Source organism: Bacillus sp. FDAARGOS_527 (assembly GCF_003812125.1).
Taxonomy (GTDB): domain Bacteria; phylum Bacillota; class Bacilli; order Bacillales; family Bacillaceae_G; genus Bacillus_A; species Bacillus_A paranthracis.
The window spans coordinates 4920509-4937428 of the sequence record NZ_CP033795.1; the positions used below are offsets into that span (position 1 = coordinate 4920509).

Annotated in this window: 13 protein-coding genes and 1 pseudogene; 13 read left to right on the forward strand and 1 reads right to left on the reverse strand. The window is 29.1% G+C overall.

Annotation, left to right across the window (positions count from 1 at the left end; all coding sequences use genetic code 11):
• Nucleotides 1-254 precede the first annotated feature (254 nt).
• From EGX95_RS28290 to EGX95_RS28335, 10 genes are all read left to right on the forward strand, one after another.
• On the forward strand, nt 255-1544 hold the full coding sequence (locus EGX95_RS28290) for a radical SAM protein (protein ID WP_001094977.1): 1290 nt from the start codon (nt 255-257) through the stop codon (nt 1542-1544).
• Between the two features lie 9 nt (nt 1545-1553).
• The gene (locus EGX95_RS28295) at nt 1554-2150 is read left to right on the forward strand and encodes a hypothetical protein (protein ID WP_000588632.1); all 597 of its coding nucleotides are present in this window, start codon (nt 1554-1556) and stop codon (nt 2148-2150) included.
• A gap of 18 nt (nt 2151-2168) precedes the next feature.
• Complete coding sequence (locus EGX95_RS28300; RefSeq protein ID WP_000375183.1) at nt 2169-3062, forward strand: hypothetical protein; 894 nt, start codon at nt 2169-2171, stop codon at nt 3060-3062.
• Nucleotides 3055-4053: a Gfo/Idh/MocA family protein gene (locus EGX95_RS28305; RefSeq protein ID WP_001042907.1), complete on the forward strand. Its 999-nt coding sequence runs from the start codon at nt 3055-3057 to the stop codon at nt 4051-4053. Before EGX95_RS28300 ends, EGX95_RS28305 begins: the two co-directional genes overlap by 8 nt.
• Nucleotides 4046-6316 carry an FAD-binding oxidoreductase gene (locus EGX95_RS28310; protein WP_000241461.1) on the forward strand — a complete coding sequence of 757 codons (2271 nt, stop codon included), beginning with the start codon at nt 4046-4048 and terminating at the stop codon, nt 6314-6316. Before EGX95_RS28305 ends, EGX95_RS28310 begins: the two co-directional genes overlap by 8 nt.
• Nucleotides 6294-6524, forward strand: coding sequence for a 4Fe-4S dicluster domain-containing protein (locus tag EGX95_RS28315; protein ID WP_001108475.1), 231 nt, complete (start codon nt 6294-6296; stop codon nt 6522-6524). The genes EGX95_RS28310 and EGX95_RS28315 overlap by 23 nt, the downstream gene beginning before the upstream one ends.
• Nucleotides 6525-6538: 14 nt before the next feature.
• Nucleotides 6539-7687: a M20 family metallopeptidase gene (locus EGX95_RS28320; protein ID WP_000234087.1), complete on the forward strand. Its 1149-nt coding sequence runs from the start codon at nt 6539-6541 to the stop codon at nt 7685-7687.
• Entirely contained in the window at nt 7680-8456 is a 777-nt protein-coding gene (locus EGX95_RS28325; protein WP_000565588.1) for a hypothetical protein, read from the forward strand. The genes EGX95_RS28320 and EGX95_RS28325 overlap by 8 nt, the downstream gene beginning before the upstream one ends.
• A gap of 80 nt (nt 8457-8536) precedes the next feature.
• Nucleotides 8537-8758 carry a hypothetical protein gene (locus tag EGX95_RS28330; RefSeq protein ID WP_226812331.1) on the forward strand — a complete coding sequence of 74 codons (222 nt, stop codon included), beginning with the start codon at nt 8537-8539 and terminating at the stop codon, nt 8756-8758.
• 171 nt (nt 8759-8929) lie between these two features.
• Nucleotides 8930-10213: a tetratricopeptide repeat protein gene (locus EGX95_RS28335; RefSeq protein ID WP_001156760.1), complete on the forward strand. Its 1284-nt coding sequence runs from the start codon at nt 8930-8932 to the stop codon at nt 10211-10213.
• Between the two features lie 46 nt (nt 10214-10259).
• On the opposite strand, the pseudogene serS reads toward EGX95_RS28335, so the two are convergent.
• Nucleotides 10260-11543: pseudogene (gene serS, locus EGX95_RS28340) on the reverse strand (serine--tRNA ligase).
• A 247-nt stretch (nt 11544-11790) separates the two neighbouring features.
• Between serS and EGX95_RS28345 the strand changes: the two are divergent.
• The 3 genes from EGX95_RS28345 (at nt 11791) to EGX95_RS28355 (ending at nt 16912) form a co-directional block, all read left to right on the forward strand.
• Nucleotides 11791-12267 (forward strand): peroxiredoxin, encoded by a 477-nt coding sequence (locus EGX95_RS28345; protein WP_001133472.1) that lies wholly within the window; start codon nt 11791-11793, stop codon nt 12265-12267.
• A 46-nt stretch (nt 12268-12313) separates the two neighbouring features.
• A complete protein-coding gene (locus tag EGX95_RS28350) occupies nt 12314-15502 on the forward strand; it encodes a non-ribosomal peptide synthetase (RefSeq protein ID WP_001078569.1) in 3189 nt (1062 codons plus the stop codon).
• Nucleotides 15503-15628: 126 nt separating this feature from the next.
• Nucleotides 15629-16912, forward strand: coding sequence for an MFS transporter (locus EGX95_RS28355; RefSeq protein ID WP_123805797.1), 1284 nt, complete (start codon nt 15629-15631; stop codon nt 16910-16912).
• Nucleotides 16913-16920: the final 8 nt, after the last annotated feature.

Here is a 16920-nt window from a genome sequence, read left to right on the forward strand (position 1 = left end):
TTATGTAAGTGAATACTTTGAAATTCTGAGAGTGTAAAGAAATTTGATTAAAATAGGTATTTGATAGAACTGACAGTTAAATATATAGTTTAAAACCTATTGTAGTTACAATTTTTATAATTTATTTCTCAATTCAAAACAAAAAAAACAAAAAAAACTGGAAATATAAATTAATTTTAACAATATGAATAATTAGAAAAATGAATTAACATGTAATTAATGGATATTCATATTTTGGACAGAGGAGCTTAATTATGAACACAATGATAATTAATAAGGAGAAAAAATGGTACGAGGAGGGGATGAATAGAATAGATCCTGATTTATATAAAAGGTACATGATTTATTTATATGATTTAGAAAAGTATTCAATTGAGAATCACCCATTTCTAGATGAACTTTCAAAATCATTAAGTTTCACTCCTTTTTCTCCAGAAAAGGCTTTATTTGTTAAAGGAAAACTGGAATTAGGTGAAAATGTTAGGAGGCTAGAGATTGATATTACAGATGTTTGTAATTTTAAATGTCCAGGATGCACCTTTCAATTTAGTCAAATGGATAAACAACTTCCGTTTGAAAAGTTAGATAGCTTTATACAGGAATTAAAGGAAGCAGGGTATACATCTATTACATTAGCGGGTGGAGGAGAACCGAGTATTTATAACTATAACGGGAAGCGGCTCCCTGATGTTACAGAAAGGTTTTTAGAAAATGGAATTGATACGTTTGTTATTACAAATGCCTTTGCTTTAGGAAGTCAAGATGATGTTAGAAGGCTCTTGCTTTCAACAAAAGGGATAAGAATTTCTTATTATAATTTTGTTGCACCGGGAGAACCTGAAAACAAAAATGATATTGTATCTGATAATGTCCGTTTATTATTAAGAACGAAAGAGTTAATGAATATAGATACAGAAATCATCGTTGGGAATTTAGTATCTTGGAATAGCAAAAGGGATTATGAATTTACAATCGAGCTAGCTAAAAGATATAGAACTATTATCACACCTCGACCGATGATTTCAATTAATCGAGATGCTAAAAAAGCTGTGAAAGGTGAAAATCTCAATAAGGTATTAAATAGAGTATTAGAGAATTACATGGGGATAAAGGAACAGATTGATAGTTTGTACAGCCCAGTAGCTGCCAGAGAATTTTTAGAAAGAATTTTGGCTTTTCATTTACCACTACCAAAGCGATGCATTGTTACAGAGTTAGGGCTAGTTGGAAAAATGAGAGCTAATGGTGATTTATACAGATGTGGTCAACTTTCGGCGAGATCCGGCGAGATTGAAAAAAAATATCCTAATGTAGATAAAACAACTTTTTACAATTCGATAGATGATAGTACTGATTATTTGAAAAGTCATATAGATGGTAAAAAGGGATTGGTGTCTTATAATATGTGCCCTGTTTGTAGGGAAACGATTAATAATATTAGATTTAGCAAGTTTCATGAAATCCCTAGTGAATTAAGAAATCCAATTTTACAAGAAGTTAATCAAGCTTTTAGTCATAATAAAAATTTAGCTGGTTTCTGGTAGGAGGAAAAAATGATTAAAGATAGTGCTTTAATAAAGGAAACAAAAGAATGGTTAAATACGGCAGCTTTCCAAATGGAAAACACTGAAAATTCAGATTTAATAACTTTTGTATTTCAAGATGATATGTATGCTGAATTAAATTTAAAGCTATCCAAGTTTATTTATCATTGTCCGGATTTAGGGGGCAAAGTGAATTATGGAATTCATCCAAACTTTAAGAGGGTAGCAAATTATACTGATCAAATTAACATTTACACTTTTTCTAAAACTGAGTGGGAAAGTGGAGAGTTTTTTCTTGAAAATCGGGCTGTAGAAAATGTTTTGTTTTCTAATTTTGAAATAGAAATTACTATCCCATCGAAAGTAACAATAGAAGAAAAATACTTTATTTATAATCAGTATCGTGGATTCTTACATCGATTACCATTTTGTTTTGCCAGTGAAATGTATGATCAGGAATTTAGAGGTATATTAAATTCCTTTGAACTAACTAATGCAGATATATCTGTATTAGATAGATATGAAAATATTTTTTTAAACGCAGATAAAGATTTTGACATAGTCTTTAAAAATAATAGTCATTACAAAAAAGTAGACTGGGTTTAATGAGGGGGAAGAAAAGTATTGGATCGCAAAATATTGGATAGCTTTGTTGCGGCATTTAGAGAGAAAGTTATTTATAGGTTACAAAATGAAATTGACTTAGCATTTATTACAGGAAGTTATGTTAGAAAAAAACAGTTTGATGATGAACCTAACATTAACATTTATCTTGTGTCAAAAGAGGATAATTTTTATAGAGCAAATTATTTGTATGGAAAATTACTTTCTGAATTAATCGCTGCGTGGTCAAATGAAACTTTAGAAGTGTTTGTAGATTTACATCCGTATGCTTTCGGGAAAAGAAATACTACACATATGGTAAAAAATAGAATTAGTATCACAACTAATATGTTCAATGGAAAAGACAAGAAAAATCGTTTGAACCTAACACAAAATATCGGTAATGGTTGGAATACTAGTTTTAAACTCTTATATGGTAATGAGGAAATTTTAAGAGAGCTGAAGAATGAAGTTACCAAGAGTGAATCATGGTGGCTTGAGCGAAAATATGCATTACATTTATATAAAAGCCAAGTTCAAGCCCTGCCATTCATCTATCCTGTTAAAGAGAGCCCATTAATCTTGTTTAGAGAATCACTTCACTATGCAGAGGAAGGTATTCGTGATGGTGTAAGTATTCAATTAGATTCTGAAAGCTTGGCTACAGGGGGGGATTTGCAAATTATTCATGATTGGAGAAACAAATTGGTTCCATTTTATCGAGAGAATTATAATGAGAAAATTTCTAGTATAGTAAGTAAATTCTCGGAACTTAAGTATTCAAAATTTGAAGAGCAGTGCGATTTAGAAAAAGCTGAAGAGTGCTATAAGTGGACTGTGGAATTATTACAAGAACTAATAAAAGTCTGTGAATCTAAATATAAAAATAGAAAGAAGGTTTACTCAGTTGAATAAGAGATATAATGTAGCAATAATAGGCATGGGTATTTTTGGTAAAAACCACCTTGAAGTATTAAAAAAACTAGAAGCAGTAAATATTGTTGGTGTTTACGATAATAACCCAGCACGAAAAGCTCAAATTTCTATTCTTTATCCTGATATTCACTTTTTTGATCATTTTGAAGAAATTTTGAATCATGCGGATATAAATGTTGTTCACGTTACAACAGACGAAAGAACTCATTTTGAAATTGGTAGGGCTGTTTTAGAAGCAAATAAACATTTGTTTATGGAAAAGCCAATTACAGCTAATTATGAAGAAGCAGTGGCACTATGGGGGTTATCACAGGCACGTTCAAAAAAAATAGGGACAGGTCATTTGTTACGACATGAAAAGAAGCATAAAAAATTAAAAGAGAAAATCTTAAATGGTGATATAGGAAAAGTAAAAGCTATCACATTAAAGCGTAATTTTAGCCATGAAATGTTAGATCATTATGGAAGAATTAATGCGTATATTACAGCAATGGTACATGATATTGATTTAGTTCAATTTTTCACAGGAAGTTCCATAGAAAAAGTTGCGGGGATACAAAGTGATCCTACAAAACAATCATATTCGTTTAACACTGCTTATTTAGAGACTCAAAGTGGGGTGTCAGCTCATATAGAAAATATTTGGTTGCTACCAGATTCTTATCCATACGGTATGGATTATGAGGTAACTATTTACGGTCAAAAAGGAGTTCTTCGAACAAAAATTAACCATGATATAGAGATATATAATGAAAAGACTACTTATGAAGAATTGTTCTTAGATGAAGCTCTAAAAGAGGAATTAGAATTTTTTATCGATACTATTACCAATAATAAAGAAGTGACAGAACCAACTATTGAAGAGGCTATTCATAATATTGAAGTTGCTGAGGAATTAATAAAAGTGGCTAATAGAGGAGTAATTCCAATAAGCAGTAATACAACAAAGGATGAGCCCATTTATGGTTAAAGTTAAATTAATGAATGAATTATCAATTCAAGAATTTTTAGATGAAAATGCTTATGAGTATGAAACAGACATATCTAAATTAGAGATTTATAATTATGATGCTTATGTAACGAAAGGTGATGCAAGGTTTATCATTTTTCCTAGCAGTCAGGAACAGTTTTCAAATCTTGTCCAACGTTTAAATAGACATCAAATTCCGTATCTTATTAGAGCTTCAGGGACGAATTATTGCGGATCTGTACAAGCAAGAGAAGAGGATATTATTATCTCTACAATTAAAATACCTTTACATGTAACTAGTGAAACAGAAAGATTATTTACGGTACCTGCAAGTATCCGTTTAAAAGAAATTAATGAACGGATTAGCGGGAATCAAAAATTTTATCCTCCAGATCCCTCTTCTCATAATATCTGTACTATGGGTGGAACGATAGCCATGAATGCTGGTGGTGCAAAATGTTACATGTATGGTGTTACTTCAAATTATATTAGAACATTAAAAATGCTCACGCCTAAATTTGGGGAGGTATTATTAGGGTCAAAATACTTATACGCATTGTCAAATCAGGCCCTAAAGCACATGGTAATCGGTTCTGAAGGAACGTTAGGAGCGTTTACCGAGTCAGTGATAGAAACTCAAAACCAACTTGAGTACCATAAAGATTTAGTTTTGAATTTTTTGGATTATCAGCAAGCAATTGAATTTGTGTTTTATATTATTGAGAATAAACTATTAACTAATTCTATTGATATGTCTACAAATCCATATATCCCAAATAAGTCAAAAGGTGTAGGGGCAAAATTAATTATTGGAATTGAGCATGATGATGAAGAAACAGTTAATCAAAAAATTACCTACTTAAAAGAGGCTGTTAGTAAGTTTAATGGAAGGGTAACTGCTGAGGGAAACTTACATGAATTAAGAATAAAAGTTGTTCAAAATAATGTGAAACACATATTAGAAAATACAAATAAAAAGAAGTATTTTTTATTTGATACAGTAGTACCAAGAAGTAGGTTAAAAGAAATTATTGACTATTTCTTTAGTTTATCACTCAGTTTTGATTTTCCTCTATTAAATACGTATCATGCAGGAGATGGAAATATACATCCCACAGTTTTTTATGATCCTGAGTCTGAAGAAGAAATGGAAAAATTAGAGTTGTTTCTATTTCTTATTATAAAAAAGGCGAAAGAATTGGGAGGAGCTATAAGTGGAGAACATGGTATAGGAATTGAGAAAAAACATTTGCAATATATTTTGTCAGCGAAATATCAAAATAAAATGTATGAAATGATAAAAGATTATTTTGATCCTAATCATCTTATGAATAAAGGGAAAATGTTTAGTAACTTTAATGATAGTCAAAAGTATGTACATCGAATTTCACAGTTAAAAAATACATATCACATAACAGAATGTACTAGTTTAGATTATGTTAAATACGAACCAGTTAAAGAGGATGGTTTGAAGGATGTAAGTGTGAAAGAGCCATTTGAAGAAGTTAATGAAAGGCTCAATAAATCAGAATTAACTATTCCATATTACCCCGTTATAAACTTAAAATACTCTTTGGAAGAGTTAGTTAGATTAAATATCCCGAGTTTTATGGATAACTTTTATAATTTGGACTCCTTAATTAGAGCAGTTGAGTTTGAAGATTCTAAAACTATAGGTGCGAAGACATTAAAAAATGTAGAAGGATATAATCTTGTACCTTTATGTGCATTATTTGATGGGATAAAAGAATATACAATTAAAAATGTATTTTTGGAAGAGTTATATACAAGATTTTATTTTTATAAGATAGATGTAAATTTAGAAGAGCCATTTGAAATTCTAGAGAATGAAAAGGTGAAAAAATATTTAATTGATTATTATGTATGTTCTAACGGTACATTAATATTAATGTTTTCAAAAGCTATTGAACACGAGCAATTCCTCTTATTTGATGTTTTTAAGGGTGAGAATTTAGGTGAGTATAATACATTTACTATTATTTCATTAAAAGAATCCCTGCCATTTTCAATTATTAAATTTAAAAATTGGTTATATATGAATAACGAAAGATGTTTAATTGTATTTGATAAAGAAATAGATGAAATAGAGTTAAATAGTTTGAAACCTTTATCACTTTCTATAAGGAGAATAGAAGATAGAAAAAGCCATTATATCTTTTTGGACGAAAAATTAAGGCAACAAATAAATATACAATCACAAGTTGAAGAGGGGCTTAAAAATGAATTATTTAAACTGTGTTAGGTGCGGTCTATGTTTAAGTAATTGTCCACAGTATATTAATAATAGGAACGAACGTGTGACACCAAGATCGATTATGATTCATCTATCAAATGGAGATAAAGAAGAAGTCAATAATATAGCTCTTACTTGTAAAGACTTTTGTGAAAGTGATTGTGAAGGTTTAGTGATGTGTCCGATGGGAATTGAATTGAAAAAATTTGTTGGTTAGTGAGGAGAGAATAAATGGTAATAGATATTCTAAAGGATATAGTGAAAATTAATACAGCTAATCCCGGTGGGAATACAAAAGACTTAATAAATTATATTATAAAAAAAATAAATAAGTATGATTTTGAATATGAAATATTTAAGACCAGTGAGTCAAAAGTCAATTTAATTATAAAAGTAAGAGGTAAAGTTAATAAAACAGTTGTGTTGAATGGTCATCTTGATACAAAGCCTTATGGAAATATGAATGAATGGAAGTACGATCCATATGCTGCTACTGAAGAGAACAAGCGTATCTATGGTTTAGGTGCATGTGATATGAAGGCAGGAGTAGCTTCTATGATTACTCTTTTATGTACAATAGGGGAAGAAAAATTAATTCCAAGGTGGAATTTAGAATTTCATTTTGTAGATGATGAGGAAAATAATAGTACATATGGAATGAAGAGTTTGTTAAATTCGAATATTTTACAGAGAGATTTGTATGATTTAGCAGTTGTGTGTGAACCTACTGAAAATAGTCTAGTATTAGAATCTTTGGGGAATTCTTGGAAGATAATTAAAGTAAAGGGGAAGAAAGCCCATGCTGGCCATTATGAAGAAGGGGTAAACGCTAACGAAGTATTGGCAAATGTATTAATAAAGGCTCAGAAGAAAATCAGCAAAATGAAAGGAGAAAATCCATCTTTTCCAATGTTCCCTAATATTAATATAGGAATTTTCAAAGGTGGAGATCATCCAGGATCTGTAACGGATTATTCTGAAGCTGTTATAGACATTAGGGTAAGTAAAGAGTTTGAAAAAAAGATGATATTGGAAGAAATAGAAAATGTTCTTGAAGAGTATGATGTGCATTATCAAATCAATGATTACCTTCCAGAGATGTATTCATGGGATTATAAAAATTTATCAACTGAATTTTCAAGTGAGTGTTTAAACATATTAATGGATAAATTTAAAGATACTTTTAAGCAAGTTATAGCAAAAAATAAATTTTATGGTGGCTCCGATGCTGGCTATTATGCCGAAAAATTAGGGGTTCCTACTATTATTTTTGGTCCAGGTAGTTTACAACAGGCTCATCAACCAAATGAATGGGTCAATATTAAAGGTGTTATGGATCATTTTAAGATTTTACAGAAATGGATGATTGATATTGATTGATATTGTTGGGAAGGGAAACATGGCTGCGCATTATCGGGAAATTATATCCGGATATTCGAAATTTAAAAAGTCACCTAATAAGAATATGATTATTGCCATACCATTTTTTTTACACGAGACCTATTTAAGTAGCGCCGAAACCAACAGATTATTAATAGAAAAACCGGCTGTAACTACTAGGAAGGGAATCGAAATTCTAAAAAACAAATGTGTATATGTGGGACATATATTAAGATTTTTTGAGACAACTGAATTTGTAAGGGATTTATTGAATGAAACTCAGGCGGTTGTATATGAAATTGATATTAAACGCTATACCAATAAGAAGAAAAAAGATTGGTGGTATAAATGTAATAATTTTTTGTTTTGGTATGAAGTTATTCATAGTATAGATTTAATAGATTATGTATTCCCTATAAAAAATTTTGAGTGGCGAGAGAAAAGGTTAAATATTAATAATGGGTTATTAATAGGAGTGAAAAGTGGTTTTGTAGTAAATGGTGTAAAGGGTAGATTAAATCATTTTATGGAAAGTAGTTATGAAGAAAACAAATTTACACTAAAGACTTCGATAGGGAATATCGAGATTATTAATTATGAAAGAGTGTACGTTAATGGGAAACTAGAAGTGAATTTAAATTTTGAAGAAGAATTTAATAAAGCTTTAAGAGAACAGGTAAAATCTTTTGTATTTAAAACTCCTAAATTAGAGAGAATAAGTTGGGAAAATCTCGAACATATCTATGAAATAATGCTTGAATTTCAATAAGAGATTTTAAATAAAGGAATTCCTCTTAAGGATAAAGTGAATTCTATATAATAAAAAGGATATAGGTGAAGGGTATGAAAATGAAATTTAGATATATAGTATTTGTTTGCATGAGTATAGCATTAGTAGCGGGAACTAGCTTCTCGATGGAATTAAAAGAAAAAAATATAGTAGAAGAACATCCGCCATACAATAGTCCAAGTAAATTATTAGTAGAAGAACATCCGCCATACAATAGTCCAAGTAAATTATCGAGAGAAAAATATCAATTGTATAATAATCAAAATAATGTATTGATATAAAAAAATATTTTAAGTTCATGGATATAATAAAGAATAAAACACAAAAAAAGTACTTGTTTTTTACAAAACAAGTACTTTTTTTTGTGAGTTTAAATCTGATTATTTAAGTATTCAGTAAAATGTTTTTCAAAAAAATGGAATTGTGGTAAAATTTCTTGAGGGGGGGGTTCCATGCAAGAGAAAACATTGGAGAATTTAGGATCATTTATTCGTTTTAAAAGAATAAAAAAAGATTTTACTCAAGAGGGGTTAGCTCATGGAATATGTTCAGTTACATATTTAAGTAAAATAGAAAATGAAAAAATAATACCTAATCAAGAAATAATAAAGTTATTACTAAAAAGATTAGGTATTGAAATAAATGATAGTTTGAAAATACATGATATGATAAATCGTGTAAATTCGCTAATAGATGAAGGGATTCAATTATTAGAAGAAAAGAAATTTAAAGAGGTTGAGGCAATATTTAAAGAAATTCAGAAAGATAAAGAGATGATTTTAAATACTCCTAATATTATTTATGACTATTACATTTTTAAATTAAGATACCTTGTTGTAATTGATGATCTTGATCAAGCAAAAGTAGTTATTGAACAATTAAATGGTATAAAAGATTTATTAAAGCCTGAGTTGTACTGTTCATTTCTTCACTATGCGGGTATGTATAAATGTAAAAAAGATAAGTATAAAGAAGGATTGCAATTACTACAAGAAGCAGAAATTGTTATGAATCAAATTGGTAAACCTATACCTAGTCTTTTGTACCATATGGCTTTAACTTTTAGTCATTTACAGAATAGCGTTTTAGCAATATATTATACAAATGAAAGCTTAAAAGTTTATTCTAATCAAATGAATTATCAGCGGATAATAGATTGCAAGATGATAATCGGTATTAATTATATAAGAGTAAAGAGATGGGAAGAAGCAGAAAAGGAATTTAATAATATAATGAAAGTAGCATCTGCTATAAATAATAAAGTAGTTATGGCGACAGTGTATCATAATTTAGGTTATTTATATTCCAAAAAAGGAAATCATGATGCAGCGATGCGCAATTTTCAATTAAGCTTAGATTTAAAGGGGACAAAAGATTCCTCGTATTTTACTACAATCTTGTATTTGGTAACATATCTTTATGCCATAAAAAGATTAGAAGAGTGCCAAGCTATATTAGAAAAGGTTTTAAAAGAAAAAAATCTTAAATCCTATGCAATGCTTGAAGTTCAATTGAGAAGTATATGGTTTGAAGTTGTTTTCGAAATAGGGAAAAAAGAAATAAGTGATGTGATTTCTTTTTTTGAAGATGTAGCACTACCATATTTCTTGGGGATAAACAATCAAAAGCATTTAGGCACTTGCTATTATAAATTAGGTAAGTATTATTCTAAAAATCGAAAGTACAAACTTGCTAGTGAATATTTTGAAAAAAGTTGTATATTAAAAGAATCATAATAATTAATGCTACTAAATTTAGATTTAGTAGCATTAATTATTATGATTAACGTGATTCGATGTATTCTTGATTATTTAAGTATTTTCTTAATGCTCTAGGTATATAGATGGATCCATCTTCTTGTTGATGAACTTCAAGTAAGGGGATTAATATTCTTGGTGTCGCGATAGCTGTATTATTTAAAGTATGACAGTATTTTATTTCGCCATTATTATCTTTATATCTAATTTTAGATCTTCGAGATTGAAAGTCCAATAAATTGGATGCAGATTGTGTTTCGCCATAACTGTTTCTGCTAGGCATCCAAGTTTCAATATCATATTTTTTAAAAACACCCTGTCCAATATCCCCTGTACAAACAGAAACAACACGATAAGGAAGCTCGAGCAGCTGTAGAATTTATTCCGCATTTTGAGTGATTTCTTCTAAAATAAGGTTAGACTTTTCAACATTATTTTCACATAGAATAACTTGTTCAACTTTACTAAATTGATGAACTCTATATAATCCTTTTACATCCCTTCCAGCGGCACCTACTTCACTTCTAAAGCAATTTGATATTCCAGCTAATTTGATAGGTTTTTCTATATTAACGAATTCATTTGAATAATAGGAGACGATAGGTACCTCAGAAGTTCCTATTAAATATTTATTACTGTTTGCTAGTTTATAGGTTTGGTCTTGTCCAATTGGAAAAAATCCAGTATTAATAAACATTTCTTCATTAACCATTGCAGGAACTTCTAAAAGAGTGAAGCCTTTTTGAATTAAATGATCAATGGCTAGTTGCTGAACTGCTCTATGTAGAGAAGCTCCCATATTTTTTAAGTAATAATTCCTTGTACCAGCTACTTTCACGCCTCTTTTTATATCAATGATGTCTAATGAATGTCCAAGTTCAATGTGATCTTTGATACTGAAAGTAAACGTAGGTTTTCTTCCGCATTCTTTGACAACAACATTATCTTTGTCAGAAAGACCGATAGGTGTATCGCTTGAAATAATATTAGGTACTAAAAGCATTAGTGTATTGTATTCATTTAATATAGACTCTAAATTTTGTTGATTAGCTTTTAATGACTTATTAATTTCATCTATCTGTAATTTTATACTTTTTATTAGGTGCTGATTATCGCCTTTTAACACAAAATCTTTCATATCATTAGATAATTTCTTTTTTGTGAATCTAGCTAATTCGATATCATGAATTAGCTTTCTCCTTTCAAAATCTAGTTGAATAATTCTCTCGATTGAAATATTAATCCCCTTTTGGTTAGCAATTAAACTTAGATCTTGTTGGTGATTTCTAATAAAATTAATGTCTAACATAATTAAAAACCTCACTTTTTTTACATTGAATTGATCGAATCATTTATGATTTAGGCATTTAAAATTAATAAGTAATATTTAATCAAAACTATAGATGAAAGGTTGTATGGTGTAAAGGATTCTTAATGTATATTTTATACTCAAAAATTGCGAAAAAATTGCGATTTAAGTGCCGATTTTATCAATACCCTCTTCTATTATTAATTTGTATTATAGAACTATACATAATTATTAAGGAGGAAATGTTTTGCCAAATAATAAAAATAAAGAGGTTGAAAATACATTAATAGAACAAGACGGAGATACATTTAGTGTATTATCAACGTTTAAGGAGAAATTATTAACTTTTAAAGGAAAGAATATTATCCTTTACTTTTATCCAAGAAACTTTACGAGTGGTTGCACTAAGTTAGCTTGTAATTTTCGAGATTATAGTTCGGAATTTGTAGATTTAGATACAATTATTATTGGTATTAGCCCTGATTCAGCATTATCACATCAAGAGTTTATTCAATCTTATAAGCTACCTTATATTTTAATAGAAGATGAAAGTATGAAGATCGCAGATATGTATGGGGCGGTTGTTGAAGCAGATGATCGCAAGAAGATTATAAGAAAAACGATTTTTATCAATCGTGATGGAGAAATAGTACAAGAGTGGATTTATGATGATGTCGATGGACATGTTGAAGAAATTCTTCACTTAATAAAAAATTATAAATAGTATGGACTTTTTAAGAGTTGTAAGGTGAAACAATGGAGGGATTAAAATGAATAGGGAGTATTTAATAAAGAAATTAGAAGAACATGCGAATGTAAATCCTATGAAAATAGCAGTAAAATGTAAAGATAAGGAGTTAACATATCAGCAGTTTAATCAAATGACTAATTATGTTGCAAAGAATTTACTTAGAAAAACCGGTGGAGAAAATGTAATTATTCCATTGCGGACAAGGAATAATTTGAATACTTTAATTAGTATATTTGGAATTCTTAAAGCTGGGGCAGCTTGGTTACCTATGGCGAAGGAGATTACGCATGCTAAGTGTCAGGCTATTTTAAGTGAAATTGAGACATCCTTTTTTATTACAGATTTTGAAACTGAAAATTTTGGGAAGAAAATTATTCAAGCTAGTACTTTAATGTCTCAAAATAATTCTAACCTAGAATATGAAAGAGCCCAAGATAATTATAGGGATCAAAATATTTCATATGTACTATATACTTCTGGTACAACGGGCAAACCAAAAGGGTGTTTATTGGAAGACAAAAGTTTAATTCAAAAACTTATAACCCTTGATAATACGTTTCCTTTTAAAGAAAATGATAATTATTTATTTTCGACAAATTACTCTTTTGATGTATCTATCACAGAAATATTTGGTTGGGTATTTGGGGGAGGGGCGATTACTTTATACGATTCTACTATTCCTTCAACTGAATTACCTAAATATATTTTTGAAAAAGAAGTAACCCATGTAGCTTTTTCACCTTCATTTATCAAATTATTCTTTAAAAATCAAGAACATTATTTCCGTAATATCAAATATATGTTTATTGCAGGGGAAAAATTCCCATCTGATTTAGCTCAGAAGTTTAATGAGGCGGCTTTAGATATGCAAGTATACAATTTATATGGGCCGACTGAAACGTCTATATATGCAACTTATTTTAATATTAATCAATTATCAGATGAGGATTTAAATGTTCCAATCGGTTATGCTTTAGATGGCGTGGACATTAAAATTTATAAAAATAATCAATTATTATCCGATGGGGGGATTGGTGAAATCTTAATTGGCGGAGAAGGCTTAGCAAGAGAATATTATAAAAGAAGTGAATTAACTGAAGAGAAATTCTTTTTAATTGATAATAATAGGTACTATAAAAGTGGCGATTTAGGGTATATTCAGGATGGGAAAATTTTTTATTTGGGGCGTGAAGATTCACAAATAAAAATTAATGGAATTAGGGTAGAAGCTGAAGAGATTGAAAGTACATTAAAAAAAATAATGCCTATCGAAGATGCTATTGTTCGCTTAGAAGAATATGAAGGGAAAAAATTCTTAACAGCATATATTAAAACAGATTATTACCTGGATTTTATGGCTTATGAACCTAAACTAAAAGAACAAATTGAGTCATATTTTATCCCTAAAATGTATGTAAGTATAAAGGAATATCCTTTAAATAAAAATAATAAAGTGGACTTTGACAAATTACGTTTTGAATTTATTAATAAATTAGAGCACACTAATATAGACAGTTTTGAGTTTAGTGATGCAGTACAAAATAGCTTAGCAAATATATGGAAAACAATTTTGAAGAGTGAGATTAATGTTAAAGATAATTTCTTTTCCATTGGTGGAGATTCTTTAGATTCAGTAGCGCTTATGATGGAAATTGAGGAAAAATTTGATGTTATTTTATCAAATGAAGAAATTATTAAGAATTCTACATTTTCAAAGATGGCCGGGGTAATTTCGGATAAAATAAATAAGGTTAATATAGAGGCATTTAAAAGATATTGGGGAAAAGTGGAGTTAGGTTTCGAATTTGATATAAAAGAAGAAAATGAAGAAAATCTTTTAATCGTAAATCAAGAAAAAGAGAAATTAGTTTTACAAAAGTATTGTGAAAATCTTGATATAAGTGTGCAACCTGATCGAATTCTTTGCCTAGGGGGTATAAAACAGGAATATAAGTATAAGGAAAACGTAGTTATTCCGGTTTCAGCGCAAGGGACACCAAATGTCTCTACTTTTCCATTATTCAGTAGACAAGAATTTTATTTAAGACGAAATTTTAATTCTATTTTACTTAAGGAATTAGTGGTAATGAGTAAAGACGTTTCAAGAGTACTTGAGACGATTAAACATCTAGTTAATACGCAACTATTGTTAAGGGTAGTAATTGCGGAAAATAAACAATTTGTTGAGAAGAAAACAAATCCAAATATATTTAACGCAATCAATTATTATGATTTGTCAAATTTACCGTATGAGGAATCTATAGAGAGATTAACAGAGATTAAAAAGGATACACTTGAATCTTTGAGTAACCTGGATATCTATAATCACTTTTTATATGAAATTATACTTGTGAGAGAAAATAGTAAAAAACTTAAGGTTATTTTCTTTATGAATCACCATATCGCAGATGCATTTGCGTTAAATGTATTGCAAAGAGAATTTTTTGATTTTTATGATAATGAATCTTTAAATGTAGCAAGTCAGTTGTTTGATTATCGTGATTTTACAGAGGATGTATTAGCTTTATGTAATGAAAAAACTATTTTAGATGTACAAAATAGTGAGTATTATAGAGAACTTAAAAACAATTTTGATGAATTAAAACAAAATTTAGTTATAAATTCTGAGGCGCCTATTTATGAAATTGTGGTAAATAATCAATATAAGGATAGAAATCAAAGAGCGGATTTAGTATTTAATAAAATTGCGAGTATTGTTGAAGAAAACTATGGTAGTACAAAACAATGCTATCAAATTTTAAAAAATTTAAACACATATAATGGTAAAAACTATGAAAATCAATTAGGGGATTATCATGTAAGTATTTTTGTACCATTTGATTCTCAAAATGAAGAAAACCTATTTTCTAAGAGTGAATTATTATTGAAAGATATATATATTGATAAGAAGTGGCATTTAGATTACTTATGTTCTTCAGAAAAATACAAAGATAATGAACAAATGCGGATCTTTCCAGAAATAAATTTAAGTATTAATTATCTAGGGGAGTTTACCTTAGAAGACTTAAATGATTGGAGAAATAAACTAGCAGCATCAAGGGAAATGACAGCTAAATTAAATACAAAAATAAGAATTACGTGTTTTAATTACAAGAATCAGTCATACATTTATATTTTAAACAATGCGGCATTGAATACTAATTATGATACGTGTATTTTCAATGCTAAAAAAGTTATTCTAAATTAAATTGTAAGATAATTCTTTCTTCTTCCTATCGATTTTCCTATCCTTTTAATTTAGGATAGGAAAATCTTATATGAAATAAAAATTTAAAAATAGAATATGCAATTTTAAAGTTAAGGAAGGATATGTATGCAGGAGAAATTATGGTTACATAAAAATTTTTTACTTTTGACATTTGGAAATGTGACATCAAAATTGGGAAGTAAAATTTATGAAGTTATGTTAGCGTGGTGGCTGGTTGAAAAAACAGGCAGTGCTAAATTATTTGGGATGGTAACAGCTGCTGGTTTAATTTCAGTTGTTGTATGCAATATATTTAGTGGTGTTATAGCAGATAGATTTAATAAAAAACATATATTAATTATATCCGATTTAATTAGTGCGATTGTTTGTATCATTGTAGGGCTGTTCGTAATGAATGATGTTTTGCATGTACCGATACTAGTGTTAGCAGCAATTTTGTTAGGGATAACTAATAGCTTATTTACGCCAACATTGAAAGCGATTTTACCCTCTTTAATTGAAAAAGAAATGATAGTTAGTGCTAATTCTATAACTACTGTAATTAGTCAAGTTGTAACGGTGTCAGCTCCCTTGATAGCTGGTATGATGATTAAAGGTTTTTCATTTGGGCTAGGAGTTGCATTTCTTGTTAACGGTATAACTTATTTTGTTTCTGCAATAAGTGAATTGTGTATTAAATATTGTCATAAAGTTGAAAAAACATCGAAAAACATAAAATTTCTTACAGACATAAAAGAGGGTTATTCTTATGTGAAAAATCAAAAGTGGTTATTACATTTAATCTATGTATCTGCTGTAGTGAATCTTTTTATTGCAGCTTATAATACAATTTTGCCCATGTATTTTTTGCATAGTTATTCAGACGATGGCTCACTTTATAGTTATGCACTCGGCGCAGAGGCTGTATTTGCAATTATTGCGGGAATTGTAATATCTAAGAAGAAAAATGATAATCCTACTCCAGCTTCGTTGAAAAAAGAGCTGATCTTTTGTGGAGTACCGATTATTCTACTTCAACTTATTCAAGTAAGTTATATTTCAATCCTACTCGTAGGGTTCTTTGGTTATTATCTTACTAAATTTAATATTTATTTCTTTTCTATTGTTCAAAGAGAAGTCTCTAAGGATAAATTAGGTAGAGTTTTTTCGATTATATTTATGGTTGCTTTATCTATAATGCCATTGGGAAATCTGATTTTTGGATTATTTAGTAATCAAATCATAAGTTTTGTGTTTATTATTACAGGAGCCGGGATAATTATTTCTACATTGTTAATTAAGGTGAATGATTTAGAGGATATTAGTATAGAAAATGATAAGGGCATTGTAATCAACGATTGTAAAATACCCAATAACAACGGTTTTAAATTCCCCAAAAATAACAGATAATCGTTTCG